Source organism: Spirillospora sp. NPDC029432 (assembly GCF_040703975.1).
Classification (GTDB): Bacteria; Actinomycetota; Actinomycetes; order Streptosporangiales; family Streptosporangiaceae; genus Spirillospora.
The window spans coordinates 1-3,819 of record NZ_JBEZWH010000144.1 but is presented as its reverse complement, the minus strand read 5'-3'; the positions used below and the strand labels follow the sequence as shown (position 1 = coordinate 3,819).

At 75.8% G+C, this 3,819-nt stretch carries 4 protein-coding genes; 1 reads left to right on the top strand and 3 read right to left on the bottom strand.

What is annotated here, in order from left to right:
- Positions 1 to 246 precede the first annotated feature (246 nt).
- Positions 247 to 1,014 carry an SDR family NAD(P)-dependent oxidoreductase gene (locus AB0881_RS41625; RefSeq protein WP_366626430.1) on the top strand — a complete coding sequence of 256 codons (768 nt, stop codon included), beginning with the start codon at positions 247 to 249 and terminating at the stop codon, positions 1,012 to 1,014.
- 33 nt (positions 1,015 to 1,047) lie between these two features.
- On the opposite strand, the gene AB0881_RS41620 is transcribed toward AB0881_RS41625, so the two are convergent.
- The 3 genes from AB0881_RS41620 to AB0881_RS41610 are packed head-to-tail and all read right to left on the bottom strand — an operon-like array spanning position 1,048 to position 3,737.
- Positions 1,048 to 1,863: a methyltransferase domain-containing protein gene (locus tag AB0881_RS41620; protein WP_366626429.1), complete on the bottom strand. Its 816-nt coding sequence runs from the start codon at positions 1,861 to 1,863 to the stop codon at positions 1,048 to 1,050.
- Between the two features lie 13 nt (positions 1,864 to 1,876).
- Positions 1,877 to 2,695, bottom strand: coding sequence for a thioesterase domain-containing protein (locus AB0881_RS41615; protein ID WP_366626428.1), 819 nt, complete (start codon positions 2,693 to 2,695; stop codon positions 1,877 to 1,879).
- Positions 2,696 to 2,747: 52 nt separating this feature from the next.
- The gene (locus AB0881_RS41610; RefSeq protein ID WP_366626427.1) at positions 2,748 to 3,737 is read right to left on the bottom strand and encodes a beta-ketoacyl reductase; all 990 of its coding nucleotides are present in this window, start codon (positions 3,735 to 3,737) and stop codon (positions 2,748 to 2,750) included.
- Positions 3,738 to 3,819: the final 82 nt, after the last annotated feature.

Sequence of the window (3,819 nt, the reverse complement as noted above, 5' to 3'; positions counted from 1 at the left end):
TCTGGTCCGGCGCCGGCCGACGTACAGCGCGGCGCGGGCGGCAGGGCGCCCTGCCGCCCGCGCCGCGCTGTACGTCGGCCGGCGCCGGACCAGATCGAGGCGACCTGTCTGGAACGTGTCGCGCACGTCACATCGCCGCGCCGTCACAGCCGGCGGGCGGGCGGCATCTCTTGTCCGTCAGGGCGCCGCGCGGACGATCCGCGCCGCGCCGTCCCCGCGAGAGGCACTCCCGGACAGGAGCAGGACATGAACGAGCACACCGCACCCCGCGACGTCGCGCTGATCACCGGCGCGAACAAGGGCATCGGCCGCGCGGTCGCCGAGGGGCTCGCCGAGCTGGGCATGACGGTCCTGGTCGGCGCCAGGAGCCCGCGGCGCGGCGAGGAGGCCGCCGCGGCGATACGCGCGGCGGGCGGGGACGCGCACGCGGTCGTCCTGGACGTCACCGACGCGGCCTCCGTCCAGGAGGCGGCCCGGTGGGCCGGCGAGCGCTTCGGCCGCCTGGACGTGCTGGTCAACAACGCCGGCGTCACCGGCTCCGGGCAGGTCGCGCCCGCCGACGCCCTCGACCAGATCCCGAGCACGGTCGACCTGGACATGGTCCGGGCGGTGTTCGAGACCAACGTCTTCGGGGTGATCGCGGTGACCAACGCCGTGCTCCCGCTGCTGCGGCGGTCCCCGGCTCCGCGCGTCGTGAACGTCGGCAGCCACGCCGGGTCGCTGGCCCTCACCAGCGACCCGGACGGCCCGTTCGCGGCACTGCTGCCGTCGGCGGCGTACACGCCGTCCAAGGCGGCGCTGAACGCGCTGACCGTCCAGTACGCCAACGAGCTGCGCAAGGACGGCGTCCTCGTCAACGCCGCCGCCCCCGGTTTCGTCGACACCGACAGCAACGGCCACACCGGGCACCTCACCCCCGCGCAGGGCGCCGCAGTCGTGGTGCGCCTGGCCACGCTCCCGGCGGACGGCCCGACCGCCGGGTTCTTCGGCGCGGACGGCCCGCTCCCCTGGTAGCGGCACGCGGCCCGGAGAACCCGGCGGCGGGGGTCAGGCGGCCGGGGCGCGGGCGACGGTGATGGTGAACGTCATGACGGCCAGCATGCGGCCGGCCGCGTCCCGCCGCCGCAGGTCGTCCAGCCATTCGGCGGCCTGCGCGGGGCCGACCAGGTCGAGGCCCGTCGCCGTGGCGAGGCCGAGGTCCACCAGCAGCGGCGCGGCCTCGGCCAGCTCCGTCGCCATGATCGTGTGGCAGTGGGGCGTGATCTCACCGAAGCCGGCGGCGGCCAGGTCGGCGTGGTTGCGGGTCGCGGCGCGGGCGTTGGGGCACGCCTGGACGAGGGCGTCGCCGATCGCGCGGGTGACCTCGGGGTACGCCGAGTCGACGGCCCCCGAGTCGCAGATCGGATCGATCAGCACGATGGCTCCGCCGGGCGCGAGGACCCGGCGGGCCTCCGCCAGCGCGGCGGCCGGGTCGGGCAGGTGCAGGTAGAGGCGCTCGGCCCGGTACCAGTCGAGGGAATGGTCCTCGAACGGCAGGTCCTCCGCCCCGGCCTCCAGGAACGGCAGGTGCGGGTGGCGGCCGCGGGCGGCCTGGAGCATGAGGTCGCTGCGGTCCACGCCGGTGGCCTGCAGGCCCCGGCCGCGCAGTTCGGCGACCGCCCGGCCGGCCCCGCAGCCGACGTCGACGCCGCGCGGGGGCGCGACCGCGCCCGGCGCGCCCGTCATGTCACGGATGAGCGCGTACGTGCGCTCGCGGAGCCTGGTCAGCTGGTCGGAGTTCTCCAGGCGGTCGAGGAAGGCGAGGGCGGACCCGGAGTCGGCGGTCGCTTCGTCGCCCTGGAATTGCGCGAGGACTTCTGTCACGTCTCGTTTCCAATCATGCGCGTGTCTGCGAGGTGTCGCCGCCGCGGAGGGCGGCCCTGGCGGCGGCGCGGACGTCGGCGGCGAGGTAGTCGGCCACCGCGCCCGGCTGGGCGAGGACGTACATGTGCGCGCCGGGGAACAGGCGCGGCACGCTGGGTTCGGCCGCGAGGTCGTTCCAGGCGGCGAGCTGCCGGTGGTCGGCGACCGCGTCGTCGCGCCCGCCGTAGATGGCGAGGGCGGTGCGCGGCAGCGGCCGGGCGGTGTGGCGGTACTGCAGGGTGAGCATGACGCTGGCGATGATGGGCGTGAGCACCGCCATGAGCTGGACCGGGTCGTCGTCGAACAGCTCGGAGGGCAGGTCGAAGACGTCGCAGAACGCCTTCCTGCCCTCGGTCGCGACCCTCGCCATGAGGCGGGCGTAGTCGGAGCGGTGCGGCGCGGGGAGCGCCGACACCGCCAGCAGGAAGGGATCGTGCCCGGTGTCGCGCAGATGGCGGGCGGCGAGGTAGCCGAGGAGGGCGCCGGCGCTGTGGCCGAACACGGCGAACGGGCGGGTGTCGTGCTCGGCGCGGATCTCCTCGGCGATCTCGTACCCGAGCCGCTCGGCGTCGGACGGGATCGGCGGGCCCGCGAGGGGGCCCTGCCCGGGCAGCTCCACGCCGCACAGTTCGATGTCGCCGGGCATGTGCCCGGTCCACGGCAGGTAGAAGGCCGCGGCCCCCATTCCGGCCGGCGGGACGCAGTACAGGCGGACGGGCGCGTCCGCGCGGGCCGCCAGTGTCCGGATCTGGGGCCGGCGCGTCGCCGCGTGCTCCGCGAGGAAGGTGGTCATGACGGTGATCGGTCTCCTGACGTGCGGCGGCCGGCGGTCCGGGCGGTCGCGGTCACCGGCGGTCGCCGGCGGTCACGGGTTCGGCGGGGGTGCCGGGGGCGGCGGCCGGTGACTCCGGCGGTACGGCGTCCGCCCCGCCGGCGGAGTGGCCGAGCCGGGTGAGGACCCGGTGCGCCAGGGCGGTGAGGCTCGGGGTCCCCAGCACCTCCACCACCGCGATCTGGCATCCGAACCGGCGGTTGAGCGCGCTGGAGAAGTCGGCGCCCATCAGCGAGTCCAGGCCGATCTGGTCGATGCGGCGGGTGCGGTCGACGCGGTCCGGGGTGGTCTGCAGGACCTCGGCCAGGACGCCGGCGAGCGTGTCCTCCACCACCCGCACCGCGTCGGCGCCGGGTGCGGCGAGGGCGGCCCGGAGCTGGTCGGAGGCCTCCATGTCCTCGCGCGGGGGCGCCAGGTGGGCGGTGCGCGGGGCGGCGAGGGTGTGCACGACCAGCTGCACCTCGCCGGCGTCGAGGTGCGCGGCGTTGACGACCGGGACCTCCGGGCGGGCCATCGCCCGGTCCAGCTCGGCCAGGGCCTCCTTCACGCCGAGCAGTTCGAGGCCGCGGGTGAGGAACTCCCGGTCGGTCTCCTGCCGGGTGCGGTGGACGTACCCGACGTCGTCGATGCCGCCCCAGGCCATGGCCAGCGCGGGCAGCCCGGCCCGGTGCCGCTCCCGCACCGTGCCCTCCAGCGCGAGGTTGGCCGCCAGGTACGGCGCCTGGTTCGGGTTGTTGATCAGCGCGGCGGCGGAGGTGTAGGCGATGAAGAAGTCCAGGTCGTGCTCGCGGGTGAGCGCGTCCAGGATCTGCCCGCCGGTCATCTTGGGCGCCAGCACGCTCATCATCCGTTCGGCGGTGAGGGTGGTGAACCTGGCGTCGTCCAGCACCATCGCGCCGTGCACGACTCCGCCCAGCGGGTGGGGCGAGCCGTCGATCTCGGCGACGATCCGCGCCATGGCGGCGGCGTCGGTGACGTCGACGGCGTGGGCTCCCGCTCCCACCGCGCCACCAGCGGGACGATCTCGCCGTCGAGCCGGTCGCGCTCCGCCTCGCCGGCGGGGAGCCGCTCCTCCCACTCGGCGC